An 18,426-nucleotide genomic window follows, 5' to 3' on the forward strand; every position below is an offset into this window, starting at 1 on the left:
CCTTAGAAAAAAAATGAAATACACTACATTACCAAATACCGATATAAAAGTTAGTAAAATCAATCTTGGAACTATGACTTTTGGTCAGCAGAATACAGAGGCAGAAGGTCATGCTCAAATGGATTATGCACTGGAACAAGGCGTGAACTTTTTTGATACTGCAGAGATGTATTCGGTTCCAGCAAGTGAAGCAACTTACGGAAGTACTGAAAAAATTATAGGAACTTGGTTTAAAAAATCAGGGAATCGTGATAAGGTTGTTTTAGCTTCTAAAATAGCTGGGCCAAATCCGAATTTTGGATATATGCGTGAGAAATTAGATTTTTCGCCTGCAAGTATTAAATATGCTTTAGAAAACAGTTTAAAGCGCTTGCAGACAGATTATATTGATTTGTATCAAATGCATTGGCCGGAAAGAAAAACTAATAATTTTGGGCACCGCGCGTTTACAGGTTTTGAAGATGAATGGAAAGATAACTTTAGAGAAATCTTAGAAACGTTTGATGGATTGATTAAAGAAGGGAAAATTAAACATATTGGAGTTTCAAATGAGAATTCTTGGGGAATGATGCGTCTTTTGGAAGAAAGTAAATATCAAAATCTGCCTAGAATTAAAACTGTTCAAAATCCATATTCATTATTAAATCGTCTTTTTGAAGTGAATTCAGTCGAAGTTTCAATGCATGAAAATGTTGGATTGCTGGCTTATTCGCCTTTAGCATTTGGGGTTTTAACGGGTAAATTTTTAACAGGAGAAGCGCATCCAAATTCTAGAATAAAACTTTTTCCTCAATACACGCGTTACAATAGTGAGCAATGTACGCAAGCGACAAAGTTGTATTTAGAAATTGCTAAAAAACATGGTTTAACTTTGACAGAATTAGCAATGGGATTTGTGTTGCAGCAGCCATTTTTAACCAGTGCAATTATTGGTGCAACAACTTTAGAACAATTAAAAGAAAATATCGCCACAATTGATGTGGTGCTTTCAAAAGAAATTATCGCCGAAATTAATCAAGTTCAGGCAATAATTCCTGATCCAGCGCCTTAATTTCGATTTTGTAATAAACACAAAACCACAAATTAACACAGATTAATCCGTGATAATTTGTGGTTTTTTTTGAAGTACAGCTAAAAGCGCAGCTGTCTTAATTATTAGGTTTTTGTGTTACCACTATTTTTGCGATTAAATCGCCTAATTTTTGATTCTTCTTTGTCAAAACAATTGTTATTAAATAAAGGAAAGGACAAACTAATTCAAGCAGATCAAAAATTCGTCTAATAATTATTCTAAAATATCTTTTGTATCCTTTTATTTCCATAGGATGATCAAATGTCATTTGCAGCTTGAAGATATATTTTCCAATAGTTTTACTCATAAAAACATCCTGAAGAATAAAAAAGAGATAATAAATTAAAAGACCAATTTCCGTTTTAATGTAGCTCTCACCACTGCTGTTTTTATAAGAGATATACGGAAATAGTATTTTAACTGTCAGCGCTAAAATGATAAAGTCAATTCCGAAGGCAAAAACTCTTTTAAATAAATAAGTGGGTTTCATAATTACAAATCAAATTCATCGCTGATAGATAAAGAGTCCGCAGGAACTGCAGTAGAATCTGGAGCTTTGATTCGTATTAATGAACGCGCATTTCCAGAAATGTAAACTGGTAATTGCCCAAGGGTATCTTCTGGAACTAACAAACCTCGGCGAAACATTAAATTCTTTAAAAATTTCTGGTTTTTAATGGCAAAATCTTTCAGGTTTCCTTCGTCATTAAATTGATACATGAATTTTCTTGGTTTCGGAATAATCGTTGCTAAATACAAGCATTCATCTACGCTTAAAGCTGAAGGACTTTTTTGGAAATAAAAATGACTTGCTTCGCCAATTCCGTATACATTTGGTCCCCATTCAATAATATTGAAATAAACTTCCAGCATTCTTTCCTTACTCACTATTCGGTTATTTTCTAGAATATAAACCAAAAGGATTTCTTCAAGTTTTCGCGAAAGCGTTTTTTCTCTTGTTAAGAATACGTTTTTAATCAGCTGCATGCTTATTGTGCTGGCACCGCGTGAGAACTTTTTAGTTCTAATGTTTTTAAGAATAGACTGTTTGAAAGCTTCATTTATAAAACCGCGATGCGAGAAAAAAGAAGGATCCTCCGTTGTTAAAACGCATTTTCGTAAATAAGGCGAAATTTGATCTAAAGGTGTGTAATTCGGATTTGCATTTCCAACTAAAACGGGACGCTGCAAGACATTTTGAATAATCGCACGATATACAAATTCACCGTTTAGTTTATTTAAATCGGCTTCGCCATATTTAGTAATTCGTAAATCTTCTTTGTTTAGTTTACTGTCAAAAACAAGCGTATTGGGTTTGTTTTTGTTGAATTTGAAATCGAGTTTATAATCGAAATTTCCAGTTGCCTGCATGCCCTGAAAATGCGTAAATAAACCATCAGGAAGCGATACAATAAAATCTTGCGCTTTCATTTTTGGAATATTCACCTTCAAAGTATAAACGGTATCTTTTTCTGTGCTGTAAGAGACGTATGGTTTTACTTTAATCTTATTCAGCTGCATTGACGAGGTGCTGTCAATTGAGATAAAATCATCGCCCAGTAAAAATCGGTAATCAAAACGAGCATTTTTTATGATAACATCTTTGCTGGCAATTTTTGGATGGTTAATTTTCAGATTAACGATAGAAGTAAAGCCGTCAATGTGCAATTTGCTGCCGCTTTTGTCAATGTTTTGAACATTTAAACGGATCGAATCAAAGCTTGCTTTTAAATTGTAGCGTTCATCAAGATAAGGAACGCGAATGGCTCCAGTATCTAAATTAAAGAAACGAATGTCGGCCTTTTGATTTCTTGGATCAGCAAAACCTTTTAAGTTCCAACGTTGATCAAAATCTTTGCTTTGAACATGAATATTGGTTTCGAGCTGTTTGTTGTTTAAAACCAGTTTGTTAATGGCAACAGCTGTTTTTTTTCCGTTGTCATCAATCTTGAATTGGAAGTTTTCCAAATTCATATCTGTTGGAACTAGATTTAGCAGTTTTGAAATAATGCGATAAGCAAAAGTACCGTATTTGCGTTTTTCGTTTTTCTCAGAATCGTCACGATTTCTTTTTAGAAAAGCATCAAAATTTCGAATCTTTCCTTTTTTAACTAATTGAATGTAGCCGTTGTTAACTTTTAAGGTGCCAACTTGAACATCTCCGATTAATAAATTACTCAGACTTACGCTGGTTTCGATGTTTTTGATTTTTAAAAGTGTGTCTGCGTTTTTTGGAACCAAGACAACATCCGTTAGTTTTATGCTGGACAATCCGCTGAAAGAGGCTTCTTTTATAGAAAAATCACTGTTGTAATCAACAGCCATTTTGTGGGTAACTTTGGCGACCGCTTGTTTTAGAAGCGAGTTGCGAAAAAAGTACAATCCGATGCAAAGCAAAACCAATATAACGGCTAGTATTTTTAGAGCTTTGTATATTTTTTGTTTTGGAAAATTCATAGTGGTATTTTTATCGGAAATCAACCAAAGAGAATACTGGCAACATCTTCAATTTTAGCAACAAGTTCAATTTTAATTCCAGTGTTTTTTAAAGCAATTTTATTGTATTTAGAGACAAAAATAGTATCAAAACCTAGTTTTTCGGCTTCCTGAATACGCTGATCAACACGATTTACGGGACGAATTTCTCCTGAAAGTCCAACTTCGCCGGCAAAACAAAAACCCTTTCCAACCGGAATATCTTCGTTTGAAGATAAAATTGCAGCAACAACAGCAAGATCAATTGCAGGATCATCAACAGAAATTCCGCCGGTTACATTTAAGAAAACATCTTTTGCACCTAAACGAAACCCAGCTCTTTTTTCTAAAACAGCCAAAATCATATTTAGTCTTTTAGCATTATAGCCTGTTGTGCTTCTTTGCGGAGTTCCGTAAACTGCGGTGCTTACAAGAGATTGAATTTCGATCATTAACGGACGCATTCCTTCAAGTGTTGTGGCAATTGCAGTTCCTGATAATTCTTCATCTTTGTGTGAAATCAGTATTTCTGACGGATTGCTGACTTCTCGCAAACCGCTTCCCAGCATTTCATAAATTCCTAGTTCGGCAGTAGAACCAAAACGGTTTTTAAGCGAACGCAAAATTCGGTAAACGTGATTTCTGTCGCCTTCAAATTGAAGAACGGTATCCACCATGTGTTCCAGAATTTTTGGTCCGGCAATATTTCCGTCTTTTGTAATGTGTCCAATTAAAATAACTGGAGTGTTGGTTTCTTTAGCAAATTTGATCAATTCTGCAGTGGTTTCTCTAATTTGAGAAATACTTCCCGCTGTTGATTCGATATAATCGGTGTGTAAAGTCTGAATCGAATCGATGATTACAATTTCTGGCTGAATCGCTTCAATTTGTTTAAAGATATTCTGCGTTTTTGTTTCCGTAAGGATATAACAGTTATCACTGTTTGGTGTTATCCTTTCGGCGCGCATTTTTATTTGTTTCTGACTTTCTTCTCCAGAAACATATAAAGTTTTATATGGTAATTTTAGTGAAATTTGAAGTAAAAGTGTACTTTTTCCTATTCCCGGCTCGCCGCCCAAAAGAGTTAAAGAACCAGGAACGATTCCGCCACCCAAAACACGATTTAATTCGCCATCAGTAGTGTTCATGCGAATTTCCTGAGCCGAGTCGATTTCGTTTATTTTTAAAGGTCTCGGCGCTTTGCCCGTTGAAGTTGGTTCGCTTTTCCAGGCGACTTTTTCCTGTTTCTGAATGATTTCTTCGGCAATAGTATTCCATTCTTTGCACGCATTGCATTGGCCTTGCCATTTTGAATATTGGGTGCCGCAATTTTGGCAGAAAAAGGAAGTTTTAACTTTTGACATTATTTACTTTTTTTAGTAAGTGCATTCATTTCGTCCATCTTCTCATACATTAAATCTTTGTTCAAATCGCCGATAGGTTCCATTTGAGAAGCATTTTGATATTTTTTTGAGGCATGTTTTGCATCGCCCATTTTTTCGTACATTAACCCTAGTTCGTATTCTCCCAGCATTGCTTTTGGATAATTTACATTTCCAATTTCGGCCATCTTTCCTAGTTCGTCGTATGCGTTCTTTTTCAAGATTATATTTTCAATTACTTTGAAGTCGCTAATTCGAACTGGAATTTGAACGCCTAAAACTTCAGACATTGTATTGTATTTTTTTTCTAAATAATCTGCATAACCCGTTTCCAACACAGCTATTTTGTTAGCATATTCTGCAGAATTTATCGGTCTGTATACTTCAAAAATCTGATATAGAGCACTCGGAATCGAATGCAAAACTTCGGTATAGTGAGTGGCATTTTTAAATAACTCGTATTTATAATTCACTAACGGATTATTTGCGATTTTAATATTGTTGTCTAATTTTTCTATTGGTTCTTTAATTTTTTTTATGTCACCTTCTCCCGCAGAAAGATAGTAGAATATTGGTTTTTGTATTTTGGCAAACTTTTCTGCAATACGTACTTCCATTTTTGGAGCCAATTCTGGACTTAGACAAATATACGCACTGAAAAGCGGGTTTTCTTTATATAAATAAAAATTGGCAAAACTCGCCGTTACATCATGTCCTGCAATAATTCTAAAAGGCGAGGTTCTGTATTTTTTTTCAATATAAGGAACTAATTCTGCTCCTATAAATTCAAAAAATTTTGCTCCTTTTTCAAAAGGCAGACCCTCGTTTTGATCAATTGTTGTGTCGTCATAACGTTCGCCGTCTTTGTTTTGATGAATCCCGATTATGATCATTTCGGGAATATCATCCCAATACGTACCATAACTTACAGCTCCAGAAAAAGGATCGAACAAATAATCACCGTCTAAAAGGTATAAAACTGGATATTTTTTGTCAGGCTTAGCTTCGTATGAAGCCGGAAGTCCAATTGTTATCCTTCTTTCTTCTCCAAGTTTTAGGGATTGAATGTTGTCGAATTTTTTCTGCGAAAAAACAGAAATGGAAATAAATGCAATTAGTAGGTAAACTTTTTTCATGATTTGTGGCATTTCAGTGAATTAAAAAGTATTGAAAATAGTGTGGCAATATAATACTTTATTTGCTCTGTTATTAATTTGGGATTTTAAAAAAAAGCAATAGTCTTTGTGCTTTTGCGTTTGTTTGGGTTTGGGCAAAAGCAGTCGTATTCGTTCAAAATAAATTTTTGACAAATAGTATAATAAGATATAATTTGAGGTTGAAACCTAAGTTAGTGAATTGTCATTTTCATTAGGGAAAATAATCCATGGTTTGAAGGTTTTTGCTTCTTCAAATTCTAGGGTTGCATATGAAATAATGATAATGATATCATCTTTTTGAACTTTTCTAGCTGCTGGACCATTCAGTGTAATTTCGCCTGAATTTTTTTCTCCTTTAATGGCATAAGTTTCAAAACGTTCTCCATTATTAATGTTAACGATAGCTACTTTTTCACCTTCAATGATGTTTGAAGCTTCTAGTAAAGTTTCATCAATAGTAATACTGCCAATGTAATTTAAATCGGCTCCAGTTACTTTAACTCGATGAATTTTTGATTTTATAACTTGAATTTGCATGTTGCAAAGGTAATTTAATTAAATGAAATGGTGTCTATTAACCTTATAGAATTAACAAATACTGCTATAAACGCACGGTATTTTTTATCGTTAATTTTATGATCGATTGATAATAATGTAGATTCGTCAGCAATGACAAAATATTCGAGTTCAAATCTTTTGTTCTCTTTAAAAGATTCTTCGACAAATTTGATGGTTTCTTCGGGAGTACCATTTTGAAAGATTTCTTTAGCTTCAGTAAGAACTTTGTAAATTATTGACGCTTCTTTTCTTTCGTCTGCAGTCAGTCGCTCATTTCTGGAACTCATTGCAAGAAGATTATCTTCTCTGAAAATTGGGCATCCTATAACGTTTACTGGCAGGTCATTTTTTTCGACTAGTTTTTTAACAATTTGCAGCTGCTGAAAATCTTTTTCTCCAAAATAAGCATTAGTTGGAGTGACGATTTCGAACAGGCGTTTTACTATGGTTCCAACTCCGTTAAAATGTCCAGGTCTAAACTTGCCTTCCATTTGATTCTCTAATCCGTCAAAGTCAAATGACTGCGAAATGGTTTGTCCTTCATAAATATCGTCGACAGAAGGAGCGTATAAAATTATTTTATCGCTTAATCCTCGCATTTTTTTTACATCTTCTTCAAGAGTTCGAGGGTATTTTTCGAGATCTTCAGGATTGTTGAATTGGGTTGGATTTACGAAAATGCTTACAACAGTGTCGTCGTTTTCTTTGAGCGATCGCTGCATTAAAGCCAGATGCCCTTGGTGCAAAGCTCCCATTGTTGGTACAAATCCGATAGTTGAATTTGCGGTTTTGATAGTTTTTAAATAGGCTATCAGAGCTACTTTGCCGTAGAAAATATGCATGGCGGTATTATTAAAATTTAGTGCAAACATAATATATTAGTTAATAACTGCATAAATTTTTGTAATTTTGCAACGTTTTTATTACCAAAAATTAAGTAAAATACTATTTATGAAAGATAAGAGGATATTATATGTATCATCTGAAGTCGTGCCTTATTTGGCTGAAAATGAAGTTTCTTTAATGTCTTATGACGTTCCGAAAATGATTAACGATCAAGGAGGTCAGATAAGAATTTTCATGCCAAGATATGGAAATATCAACGAGAGAAGACATCAATTACACGAAGTAATTAGACTTTCAGGGATGAATTTGGTAGTGAATGATTTAGATATGCCATTGATTATTAAGGTAGCTTCAATTCCTAAAGAGAGAATTCAGGTTTACTTTATCGATAATGATGAATACTTTAAACGCAAAGCAACTTTTGCAGATGAAGAGGGTGTTTTGTATCCTGATAATGACGAAAGAGCCATATTTTTTGCTAAAGGTGTTGTTGAAACAGTAAAAAAATTAAACTGGGTTCCTGATATTATTCATGTACATGGCTGGCTGGCATCTATGCTGCCAATCTATATGAAACACTATTATAAGAATGAAGCTTTATTCTCTGAAACAAAAATTGTAACATCAGTTTATGGTCAGTCTTTTGATGAGAATCTAGATATGGAGATGATTAACAAAGTAAAATTTGACGGAGTTCCGCATGAATCTGTATCAGATCTAGAAGTTCCTAACTATGAGAACATCTTAAAAGCTAGTATATTGCATTCTGATGCTGTAATTATTGCTTCAGAAAACGTTTCTCCAAGTTTAACAAAATTTATAGAATCTTCAGGAAAACCTTTTTTACCTTTCGCCACGAAAGATGCATTCGCTGAAGCGTATACAAATTTCTATAAAGAAATGGGACTTTAAATTTTAACTTTATTATTAAACATGTACAATACTTCTTTTATTAAGAAAATACTTTTAGCTCTTACGGTTGTTCTTTTATATTCGTGCGATAAAGATTTTAATGCAATTGGAGATGATTTAATTGGTGACGATCATTTTGGACTTGAGTCTGAAAAATATGATGTTATAGCTTTTAATCAGGAGGTTACGCCTATACAGTCCAATGTTTTAGCGGTTAATGCATTAGGTATTTATGATAATCCTGTTTTTGGAACAACGAAAGCTAATTTTGCTACACAGGTAGATTTAAGCACTACGTATCCAGTAACTATTGGTGAAGAGCCTGTAATTACAAGTGTGCGATTAAGTATACCTTATTTTAAGAAGCTGAAAACGACTAATAGTGATGGAACTCATACTTATACTTTAGATTCTATTTATGGGCCGGCAGAAGGAAAACTTAAGTTAAGTGTTTATGAATCTGGTGTTCAAATGCGCAGTTCTTATGTGAGCAATGGAGTTTTGCTGCCACAGTTTTATTATACAGATGAAAACAATGTTTTTAATCAATATAAAGTTGGTGCTCGTTTGAATAATTCAAGTAACGTGTTGCAAAATGATCAATTCTTTTTTAGTTCAGCAGAATATGTGGATAAGACGACAGATGCGGCAGGAAAAGAAACGACAACTTATACTCCGCCAGAAATGCGTTTGGATTTAGATACCGCTTATTTTCAACAAAAAATATTGAATGCTCCGGCTTCAAAACTTTCTGCTCCAGATTTGTTTCAGGAGTATTTTAGAGGTTTGTACTTTAGCGTCGAAAAAGCAGATGGAAGCCCTGGTAATATGGCTTTGTTGGATTTCTCAGGAGGAAAAATTGTAATTACTTATAAAGCTAAAACAGCAAGTACGACAGATGCTGATACAGAGAAAGAAGATAAAACAATTACAATGACAATTGTAAATCCTGCAAATTCTAGTGCAAATGCCAATTTGCTTCAAGATGTAAAGTCGGCTAATTATCAAAATGCTATTACAACGGCAAACATAAATAAAACGGAAGGAGACGAAAGGCTTTATGTAAAAGGTGGTCAAGGTTCTCTAGCTATTATTAGGCTTAATGACTTTGCTGCAAAACTAGAAGAAATCAGAGCTAAAAATTGGAAAGTAAACGAAGCTAATTTGGTGTTTAATATCGATGCAGATAAAATGACAGGAGCTAGAGAGCCGAAAAGAGTTTATTTGTATGATTTAACTAATAATGTTCCAGTTGTAGATTACCTTGCTGATGGAAGTGGAAATCTTGTATTATCAGATTCTAAAACGGCTAAGTATATTTATGGAGGCATGATTAACCTTGATGATAATAAACGAGGAAAAAATTATAAAATTAGAATTACAGAACATATCCGTAATCTTATAAAAGATAAAACAGCCAAAAATGTTGATTTAGGATTGGTTGTAACGGAGAGTATAGCGATTTCGACTTCGAATTTTTTAAAGAATAAGAATGAGAATATTTCTCAAGCGCCAAGAGCGTCAGTTATGAATCCGCTTGGAACTATTTTATATGGAGGAAAGTCTTCAGTACCAGAGGATAAAAGATTGAGGCTTGAGGTTTACTACACGAAACCAAATTAATAAATATATATGTGTGGAATTGTTGGGTATATCGGTCATAGAGATGCTTATCCTATTGTTATAAAAGGATTAAAGCGTCTTGAGTACAGAGGATATGATAGTGCCGGCGTTATGTTATACGATGACGAGGCGGGAGTTAAAATTTGTAAAACAAAGGGTAAGGTTTCAGATCTTGAAGCTAAAGCAAAAGAAGGTTTTACAATCAATGGAAATATTGGAATTGGACATACGCGTTGGGCAACTCACGGTGTTCCAAACGATGTGAACTCACATCCTCATGCTTCTAATTCTGGCGATTTAGTAATCATTCATAATGGTATTATCGAGAATTACGCTCCTTTAAAAGAAGAGCTGATTAAAAGAGGTTATACTTTTAAGTCTGATACTGATACAGAAGTTTTAGTTAACTTAATTGAGGAAGTTCAAAAGAATGAGAATATAAAACTTGGAAAAGCAGTTCAGGTGGCTTTGAATCAGGTTGTTGGAGCTTATGCGATAGCGGTTTTTGATAAAAAGAACCCAAACGAAATTGTTGCGGCAAGACTAGGAAGTCCATTGGCCATTGGAGTAGGTGAAGGAGAATATTTTATTGCTTCTGATGCTTCTCCGTTTATTGAGTATACTTCAAATGCAGTATATTTAGAAGATGGTGAAATGGCAAATATCAGATTGCACAAGCCTCTTAAAATCAGAAAAATTAAAGATGATTCTTTGGTAGATCCTTATATTCAAGAACTTCAAATGAATTTGGAGCAAATTGAAAAAGGGGGTTACGATCATTTCATGCTTAAAGAAATCTACGAACAGCCAAGTGTAATTAAAGATACGTACAGAGGAAGACTTCATGCCAATGAAGGAATTGTTCAAATGGCTGGTGTTGAGGATAATTTAGAGAAATTCCTGAATGCAAAACGTATTTTAATCGTTGCTTGCGGAACTTCATGGCACGCAGGTTTAGTGGCTGAATATATTTTTGAGGAATTTACGAGAATTCCAGTAGAGGTAGAATATGCTTCTGAATTTAGATACAGAAACCCAATTATCAATAAAGACGACGTTGTAATTGCTATCTCTCAATCAGGAGAAACGGCAGATACTATGGCGGCTATTAAGCTGGCTAAAGAAAATGGCGCTTTTGTTTTTGGAGTTTGTAACGTTGTAGGTTCTTCTATTTCTAGAGAAAGCCATGCGGGTGCTTATACACATGCAGGACCAGAAATTGGAGTAGCTTCTACGAAAGCATTTACAACTCAAATCACGGTTTTAACAATGATTGCTTTGAAGTTAGGAAAAGCAAAAGGAACTTTGTCAAATCCTGATTTCCATGCTTATTTGCAAGAATTAGAATTAATTCCTGAAAAGGTAAGCGAAGCTTTAGAAACTAATGATCGTGCTAAAGAAATTGCTGCGGCTTTTAAAGATGCGCCAAACTGTCTTTACTTAGGAAGAGGGTATAATTTTCCAGTAGCACTAGAAGGAGCATTGAAGCTTAAGGAGATCTCTTATATCCATGCTGAAGGTTATCCTGCAGCCGAAATGAAACACGGCCCAATTGCTTTAATCGATGAGCATATGCCGGTTATTGTAATTGCTCCTAAACAAGGTCACTACGATAAAATTGTAAGTAACATTCAAGAGATTAAATCTCGAAGCGGTAAAATTATTGCTGTTGTTACTAAAGGTGATACACAAGTTCGTGAATTGGCTGATTATGTAATCGAAATTCCAGAAACTTCAGATGCATTATCACCGCTTATTACTACAATACCATTGCAATTGCTTTCTTATTATATTGCAGTTATGAGAGGTTGTAATGTTGATCAGCCGCGTAACTTGGCAAAATCTGTTACAGTAGAATAAGTATATTTTAAAATATTAAAAATGTTAAAAAAGCGAGATTTAGGTCTCGCTTTTTTTGTATTACTTTTTGTTTTTTTAACATATAATTTGTAGGATTAAAAATATATTTATATGTTTGAAGAAAACAGGATAATTAATTAAAAAAAGTAAATATAAATGACTGATAAGATTTTATTTTCAAAAAAGAGTATAATTTGCTAACTCTTGAAGAATTAGAAAAAACACATTACTGAAAAAGGCCATTTAGAAAATATTTCAAGTGAGAAAGAGGTTTTAGAAAATGGAAATAATCTGGATGAAATGAATGCTATGCTTTTGTAGAAAATTTAATAGTTAGCTTTATACATGATAGAAATGAGAGAGGAAAATGAAAAGCAGAACGAAGAGATAGTGATTCTCAAAAATAAATTAGCATCTATAATAAAACAATTATGAAAATATAAGTAGTATTTCTTTTAAAATTTGCCTCAGTTTTATTTGTAAATGCTCAAGTTTATATCCCCGTTCCCGCACGAATCCTTTCATGTGGCAGTATGCACATCAAAGCCTAGTTTTTTTATAAAAAGGTTAAAGATGAGTAGAAATTATAAATTTTATATCTGAGAATTTAATAGGATGTGCCGCACGAAAGGGTTCGTGCAGGAGCAAGGGGCAAAGGAAGGAGAGTTTGCGGAGTGGCTTAAGTTCTGATAATAAACAAAAGAAGTTAAGAATAGGATTTTTAAATAATTTGAAATTATGAATAAAATATTTTATGCATTAGTAATTACTATATTTTCTATAGTAAGTTTAAATGCGCAATCATTAACAGAATTACAGATGCAGAATGCAAGGGCAACAGGTTATGCAATTGTTGCTGCGAGAAATCCAGGTAAAAGTTTTTCTATTTACATGATAAAATGGGATGGTATAAATAGCCTTGAATATAATGCTAATAAAATTAATCCTAGTTGGCACCCACAAGCAGTTGTTAAGGGTAATTATTTTAATCAAACTTTTGATGGAAATGATTTTACTAATTACAGTTCCGTAATTGTGAGTCAATCTGAATTTGATGTTTACAAATCAACTGGTACAGATTGGTGGATTGTTTGTTCTACTTTACCATCGTTTAGTAATTCTACGGCGGATCCTCTTAATAATTTAAAAGTAGAAAGTATCATTGATACTTTTGCAGCACATTTTAGTGGTAATAATCTAAGCAATGGAGTTGCTATAGGGACATCTGCTGATAATGTAGGCATTGTTCAAGGATACTCTAAGACCTTTACCACGTTAAGTGATGTGGTTTTCCAACCCTATGGAGGGAATGTGGGCATAGGGGTAAAAAGCCCGACAAATAAATTAGATGTAAATGGAGCAATTCACTCAAAAGAAGTAAAAGTCGACATGAATGGCTGGTCAGATTTTGTTTTCAAAAAAGAGTATAATTTGCCAACCCTAGAACAAGTAGAAAAACATATTACTGAAAAAGGACATTTAGAAAATATTCCAAGTGAGAAAGAGGTTTTAAAAGATGGAATTAATCTTGGGGAAATGAATGCAAAGTTGTTGCAGAAAATTGAGGAAATGACTTTGTATATGATTGAGATGAATAAGAAAATTGAAATGCAAGATCAAATAATAAAAACTCTAAAGATCAATAAATAATGAAGAAGTTTGTTTTATTCATTACATTATTAACTATTCAGATCAATTTTGGTCAAAATATTTTTCCTGAGGACGGGAATGTTGGTATCGGGACATTAGCTCCTACTGCTAAATTCGAAGTTTCAAATTCCTTAATTACAAATAACAATGAAGTTATTGCGTCTCTTACAAGGTTTGGAACTGGAACTGGAGGAAGTAGTATAGTACGATTTGGTTATCATAATACTTGTGATTTTGAAGTAAATGCGGGATACAGCAATGCTGGACATCGTTTAGGAAGTTATTATGATCTTAATATTGTAAACAATCACGCAGGAGGGGCTCATGGAGGAATAAACTTTGCAACAGACTCAAGTGTTAAAATGGCAATAAATGTAAATGGTAATGTAGGTATAGGTACCACAAGTCCGCAAAACAAACTAGACGTCAATGGTACAATTCATTCCAAAGAAGTAAAAGTCGACATGAATGGCTGGTCAGATTTTGTTTTCAAAAAAGAGTATAATTTGCCAACTCTTGAACAAGTAGAAAAACACATTGTTGAAAAAGGACATTTGGAAAATATTCCTAGTGAGAAAGAGGTTTTAAAAGATGGAATTAATCTTGGTGAAATGAATGCAAAGTTGTTGCAGAAAATAGAGGAGTTAACGCTATATATGATTGAAATGAAAAAGGATAATGAAAGAATAAAACTTGAGAATGATTTAATAAAAAAGAATCAAATAGATTTAGAGAAACAAATTAAAAGTAAATAGCATTATGAAAAGGTGTGTTTTATTATTTGTGGCATTTGCAGCACAGATCAATTTTGCTCAAAGTATTTTTCCCATTGATGGTAATAATGTAGGAATTGGAACAACTTCACCAACAAGTAGTTTGACTATTATAAAAAAACTTGATCAAAATTTTGCTCATATTTATTTCGGAGAACCTTTCGCAATATCTGGTCAGTCTTCTGCAAGTTTATGCTTTGGAGGTTCTGGAATTCAAAACTCAGGCTTTACTTGGGTGCCAAATAATTTAACTGAAGGAAAATTACACCTTTCATTCGGAGATTTTGATAATGGAATTAAAAATTCAATAAAGATGACTTTTCAATCAAATGGAAATGTTGGAATTGGAACTACGGCTCCAAAACAAAAACTAACAATTGTTGGAGATCAAACAGTAGTGGACCAAGGAGGTTTAACAAATGGACAGAATTCTACAGCTATATTAAGATTACAATCTTCGATAAATGGAGCAGGTGAAGTTTTAGATTTAGGAATGAATATAAAGAGTTATGGATGGATTCAACCCCAAGATTTTAATAATCCTAGTGCTTTTTATAATTTAATTCTTAACGGAAAAGGTGGAAATGTTGGTATAGGAGAACTAAATCCTAAAAACAAACTTGACGTAAACGGAACAATCCATTCTAAAGAAGTAAAAGTCGATATGAATGGCTGGTCAGATTTTGTATTTAAAAAAGAGTATAATTTGCCAACCCTAGAACAAGTAGAAAAACATATTAAAGAAAAAGGTCATTTAGAAAATATTCCAAGTGAAAAAGAGGTTTTGAAAAACGGGATTAGTTTGGGTGAAATGAATGCTAAACTTTTACGAAAAATAGAAGAAATGACTCTTTATATGATTGATTTCAAAAAAGAGATGAATGAATTGAAAATAAAAAACAAAATTCAGGAAGAAGAAATAAAAAAGTTAAAGAAGGTTAGTAAAATTTAATTTTTTTTGGATCCATAAACAATAGTTTACATATTATTAATATCCAATTCCTAATTTAGACCAAATGAAAAAAATATTCACAGAAATAATTATTTTACTATTTGTTACAAATTTTGCCATTGCCCAGACAAATCAATATCCTACAAGCGGAGATGTAACCATAAGAAATTATTCCCCAAAATTAATACTACAAAGAAACACTGATGAAGGTGGGTTTGTAGCTGGAATTCAAACAAAAATGTTAAACGGAACAGATAATTGGTATTTTGGAGCTTTACATACTAGTTCTTGGATAGTAAGTAAAGGGAATTTTGAAAACCCAAAACTAACAGTTTTTAGTAGTGGTAATGTAGGTATAGGTACTATTGCTGAAAATGATAGCGGACATAAGTTACAAGTAAACGGGACTATTTATACCACTGATAAATTAATAGCGATAAGTTCTGGGACCTTTTTCAATTTTAGAAGTACAATACCTGCAAACAATTATGGTGTATTCTTACGCCAAACTGATGGTGCGCCATTCTGTTATATGGGTGATGCAAATGGCAGTGCATCAGGTGGTGGTACAGTTAATGATTTTGCAATTAATGCGGCTATTGGCGAATTGTTTCTCAATGCGGCTAGCAACGTTAGATTCTACACTTCTGGTATTGAGAGAATACGTATCAATAACTTTGGTAATGTTGGTATAGGAGAGCTAAACCCAAAAAACAAACTAGATGTAAACGGTACAATTCACTCAAAAGAAGTAAAAGTCGACATGAATGGCTGGTCAGATTTTGTATTTAAAAAAGAGTATAATTTACCAACTCTAGAACAAGTTGAAAAACATATTGTTGAAAAAGGACATTTAGAAAATATTCCAAGTGAAAAAGAAGTTTTAAAAGATGGAATTAATCTGGGAGAAATGAATGCTAAACTTTTGCAGAAAATTGAGGAGTTAACTTTGTATATGATAGAAATGAAAAAAGAGAATAATCTTTTAAGAGATAATCAAATTGAATTTCAGAAAATAATTTCAGAATTGATTAATAGTAAACAAAAATGAAAAAGATTACTTTAATTTTTGGAGTATTTATATATACTTTGATTTCTAATGCTCAAGTGGCGGGGGCACTATTGATTTCTGATACACGATCAGTTAATGATGCTCCTAACTTTATTGAACATTCGATTAGAGCAGATTTTAAAGACCGAAGCATAATAGGTGTGCCTGGAGGTGGTATGTATTCAACTAATTTAACGATCGCGCAATGGGAAGATACTGATAACTCTGGAGGAGCTAATCATCAATTGAATTTTAATAATGGAGGAATATTCTATAGAAATGCTTATCCATTAGATTCTCAATGGGGAAAGTGGCAGCAATTATTAATGACAAATATTGATGGTAATGTTGGAATTGGAGTAGATAATCCAAGGTATAAACTGCAAATAGGGGAATATAATAATGGAGGAATTTTTAAGCTTTCTATTCCGGGGGTATATAATTTTGAAGAAGTAAAATTAGGTCAGTACGGAAATGGACGAACTGGATTGGAAATGATTACTCACACAAACCAAACACAATCATATGGTGTGAGGCTTTATTCTGGGACAGACACAGGAGTTAATGGTTTGTTGATTGAAACGGCAGATGCATGTAATTCTGCGGATGAATTAAAATATACAGCAAAAATGGTTGTAAATTTAAGTGGTAATGTTGGTATTGGAGTTTTAAATCCTTTAAATAAACTAGACGTAAACGGCACAATCCATTCCAAAGAAGTAAAAGTAGACATGAATGGCTGGTCAGATTTTGTTTTCAAAAAAGAGTATAATTTGCCAACGCTTGAACAAGTAGAAAAACACATTGTTGAAAAAGGTCATTTGGAAAATATTCCATGTGAAAAAGAGGTTTTAGAAAATGGAATTGATTTGGGTGAAATGAATGCAAAGTTATTGCAGAAAATTGAGGAGTTGACTTTGTATATGATTGAAATGAAAAAAGAGAATCTAGAGATTAAAAATGAAAACGATTTAATGAAGAAAAATCAAGTACAATTAGAAAATAGAATTTTGAATCTTGAAAATAGATAACATTATGAAAAGAATAATATTGATTGCATTGTTTATTTCGCAAATTAATTTTGCTCAGAATACTTTTCCATCTGTAGGAGGTGTTGGTATAGGAACTTCAAGTCCAATTCAGCTTTTAGACGTGAGAGGGAATGGTGTTTTTGAAGGAGCAATCATTAGCTCTGTTTCTGGAGATATTGGAGGTGAAATAATTATACAAAATCAATCAAAGACAACCAATGGTATAGCAAAAAATTGGCATATTTTCAACATGACGGGTGGTTATGGTAATAGTTTGCAATTTTGGGCTTATGACAATCTTGGTTGTGCAGGTGGAGGGTTATGTTCTAATCGTTTTACCTTAATGGACAATGGTAATGTTGGTATTGGAACATCAAACCCATTATTTAAGTTAGACGTTAATGGAGTCGTAAATATAAATAGTGAGACTGATGGAGGAGGATTAAGGTTTAATTCAGCTACAAATAGTCAAAATGATTCGCGAAATTGGATTGTCTCTTCTGATGGATATGAATATGGAGATTTAGTTTTTAAATCCTCATCGACATTTTCGGGAGTTCCAAGTGATGTAAAATTGACTATAAAGTCAAATGGGAATGTTGGTATTGGTGTCAAAATTCCAACAAATAAACTAGATGTAAATGGAACAATCCATTCTAAAGAAGTAAAAGTCGACATGAATGGCTGGTCAGATTTTGTTTTCAAAAAAGAGTATAATTTGCCAACGCTTGAACAAGTAGAAAAACATATTGCTGAAAAAGGACATTTAGAAAATATTCCAAGTGAAGACGAAGTTTTAAAGAACGGAATTAATCTAGGTGAAATGAATGCAAAGTTGTTGCAAAAAATCGAGGAAATGACTTTATATATGATTGAGCAAAACAAGCAAATCATTGATTTAAAAAATAGATTAGAAAAAGTGGAATCAGATTCTAAATAAAGTTTAAAATATCAATAATGTTAAAAAAGCGAGATTTAGGTCTCGCTTTTTTTTATTGTCAGATTTTTTTTTGAGTGTATGTATTTTTGTGAATTTTTCAATTTTTTGATAAAAATTAATATGTATGCATAGTAAATTAGTTTT

At 33.0% G+C, this 18,426-nt stretch carries 16 protein-coding genes; 10 read left to right on the forward strand and 6 right to left on the reverse strand.

Annotated elements, in window-relative coordinates; translation table 11 throughout:
- Positions 1-13 precede the first annotated feature (13 nt).
- On the forward strand, positions 14-1,051 hold the full coding sequence (locus ACHRVL_RS04055; protein ID WP_395410531.1) for an aldo/keto reductase: 1,038 nt from the start codon (positions 14-16) through the stop codon (positions 1,049-1,051).
- Between the two features lie 97 nt (positions 1,052-1,148).
- On the opposite strand, the gene ACHRVL_RS04060 is transcribed toward ACHRVL_RS04055, so the two are convergent.
- From ACHRVL_RS04060 to panC, 6 genes are all read right to left on the reverse strand, one after another.
- A complete protein-coding gene (locus tag ACHRVL_RS04060) occupies positions 1,149-1,562 on the reverse strand; it encodes an RDD family protein (RefSeq protein ID WP_395410533.1) in 414 nt (137 codons plus the stop codon).
- 2 nt (positions 1,563-1,564) lie between these two features.
- On the reverse strand, positions 1,565-3,529 hold the full coding sequence (locus ACHRVL_RS04065; RefSeq protein WP_395410535.1) for a transglycosylase domain-containing protein: 1,965 nt from the start codon (positions 3,527-3,529) through the stop codon (positions 1,565-1,567).
- A 20-nt stretch (positions 3,530-3,549) separates the two neighbouring features.
- Positions 3,550-4,911 carry a DNA repair protein RadA gene (gene radA, locus ACHRVL_RS04070; RefSeq protein WP_395410536.1) on the reverse strand — a complete coding sequence of 454 codons (1,362 nt, stop codon included), beginning with the start codon at positions 4,909-4,911 and terminating at the stop codon, positions 3,550-3,552.
- Positions 4,911-6,065 (reverse strand): alpha/beta hydrolase, encoded by a 1,155-nt coding sequence (locus ACHRVL_RS04075; protein ID WP_395410538.1) that lies wholly within the window; start codon positions 6,063-6,065, stop codon positions 4,911-4,913. The genes radA and ACHRVL_RS04075 overlap by 1 nt, the downstream gene beginning before the upstream one ends.
- A gap of 207 nt (positions 6,066-6,272) precedes the next feature.
- Positions 6,273-6,623, reverse strand: a complete 351-nt coding sequence (gene panD, locus ACHRVL_RS04080; protein WP_017495920.1) for an aspartate 1-decarboxylase — start codon at positions 6,621-6,623, stop codon at positions 6,273-6,275.
- A 14-nt stretch (positions 6,624-6,637) separates the two neighbouring features.
- Positions 6,638-7,516 (reverse strand): pantoate--beta-alanine ligase, encoded by an 879-nt coding sequence (gene panC, locus ACHRVL_RS04085; protein ID WP_395410540.1) that lies wholly within the window; start codon positions 7,514-7,516, stop codon positions 6,638-6,640.
- 79 nt (positions 7,517-7,595) lie between these two features.
- On the opposite strand from panC, the gene ACHRVL_RS04090 reads away from it, so the two are divergent.
- From ACHRVL_RS04090 to ACHRVL_RS04130, 9 genes are all read left to right on the forward strand, one after another.
- Positions 7,596-8,402: a glycogen/starch synthase gene (locus ACHRVL_RS04090; protein WP_089053369.1), complete on the forward strand. Its 807-nt coding sequence runs from the start codon at positions 7,596-7,598 to the stop codon at positions 8,400-8,402.
- A 21-nt stretch (positions 8,403-8,423) separates the two neighbouring features.
- Positions 8,424-10,025 carry a DUF4270 domain-containing protein gene (locus tag ACHRVL_RS04095; protein ID WP_395410542.1) on the forward strand — a complete coding sequence of 534 codons (1,602 nt, stop codon included), beginning with the start codon at positions 8,424-8,426 and terminating at the stop codon, positions 10,023-10,025.
- Positions 10,026-10,034: 9 nt separating this feature from the next.
- Positions 10,035-11,885 (forward strand): glutamine--fructose-6-phosphate transaminase (isomerizing), encoded by a 1,851-nt coding sequence (gene glmS, locus ACHRVL_RS04100; protein ID WP_395410544.1) that lies wholly within the window; start codon positions 10,035-10,037, stop codon positions 11,883-11,885.
- Positions 11,886-12,623: 738 nt separating this feature from the next.
- Positions 12,624-13,535: a hypothetical protein gene (locus tag ACHRVL_RS04105; protein ID WP_395410546.1), complete on the forward strand. Its 912-nt coding sequence runs from the start codon at positions 12,624-12,626 to the stop codon at positions 13,533-13,535.
- Positions 13,535-14,290 carry a hypothetical protein gene (locus ACHRVL_RS04110; RefSeq protein ID WP_395410548.1) on the forward strand — a complete coding sequence of 252 codons (756 nt, stop codon included), beginning with the start codon at positions 13,535-13,537 and terminating at the stop codon, positions 14,288-14,290. The genes ACHRVL_RS04105 and ACHRVL_RS04110 overlap by 1 nt, the downstream gene beginning before the upstream one ends.
- A 4-nt stretch (positions 14,291-14,294) precedes the next feature.
- Positions 14,295-15,260, forward strand: a complete 966-nt coding sequence (locus tag ACHRVL_RS04115) for a hypothetical protein (protein WP_395410549.1) — start codon at positions 14,295-14,297, stop codon at positions 15,258-15,260.
- Positions 15,261-15,324: 64 nt separating this feature from the next.
- Entirely contained in the window at positions 15,325-16,311 is a 987-nt protein-coding gene (locus ACHRVL_RS04120) for a hypothetical protein (RefSeq protein ID WP_395410551.1), read from the forward strand.
- Complete coding sequence (locus ACHRVL_RS04125; RefSeq protein ID WP_395410553.1) at positions 16,308-17,342, forward strand: cell wall anchor protein; 1,035 nt, start codon at positions 16,308-16,310, stop codon at positions 17,340-17,342. Before ACHRVL_RS04120 ends, ACHRVL_RS04125 begins: the two co-directional genes overlap by 4 nt.
- Positions 17,343-17,346: 4 nt before the next feature.
- Positions 17,347-18,282, forward strand: a complete 936-nt coding sequence (locus ACHRVL_RS04130; RefSeq protein ID WP_395410555.1) for a hypothetical protein — start codon at positions 17,347-17,349, stop codon at positions 18,280-18,282.
- The last annotated feature ends 144 nt before the right edge of the window (positions 18,283-18,426 follow it).

Source organism: Flavobacterium sp. FlaQc-28 (assembly GCF_044007415.1).
Lineage (GTDB): Bacteria > Bacteroidota > Bacteroidia > Flavobacteriales > Flavobacteriaceae > Flavobacterium.